The sequence below is a fragment of the Pseudozobellia sp. WGM2 genome (assembly GCF_017810075.1).
Classification (GTDB): Bacteria; Bacteroidota; Bacteroidia; order Flavobacteriales; family Flavobacteriaceae; genus JADNYK01.
In genome coordinates, this window is sequence record NZ_JADNYK010000036.1 from 1 (window position 1) to 543 (window position 543).

General features: G+C 55.2%; 1 protein-coding gene. It reads right to left on the reverse strand.

From position 1 onward, the window contains the following. Positions 1-543: Ig-like domain-containing protein (locus tag IV512_RS19685; RefSeq protein ID WP_209406466.1), on the reverse strand; the 543-nt coding region annotated here is incomplete at both ends.

Here is a 543-nt window from a genome sequence, read left to right on the forward strand (position 1 = left end):
ACCGTTCCGGTATAGTCCGTTCCGTCCACCGTTAGGGTCACCGTATCCCCGTCGTTGAAGTCACCGCTTACCGTTCCCGTTACGGAAACGTCCGCTCCCGCTTCCGCGGCGTTCAATATGTTGTCCGCCGTGATGTCGTCTATCTCCAAGACCGGTACCGGTAATGTGGTATCTACGGTATAGGCTTTTGTTTCTGTTACTGTTCCTTCGTTTCCGGCCGCGTCCGTAGTGGTCACGCTTCCGTCTACCGTGGTGTCCGCATCGGCGGCCAGTTTGCTGCCCGGTACATCGATACTGTACGCGCCCAAGGCGTCTACCGTTCCGGTATAATTTGTTCCGTCGACCGTCAACGTTACCGTATCCCCATCATTGAAGTCACCGCTTACCGTTCCCGTTACGGAAACGTCCGCTCCCGCTTCCGCGGCGTTCAATATGTTGTCCGCCGTGATGTCGTCGATGGTCAATGTTGGAATAGGCAATGTAGTATCTACTGAATACACTTGTGTATCCGTTACCGTTGCAGAGTTCCCGGCCGCGTCCGTT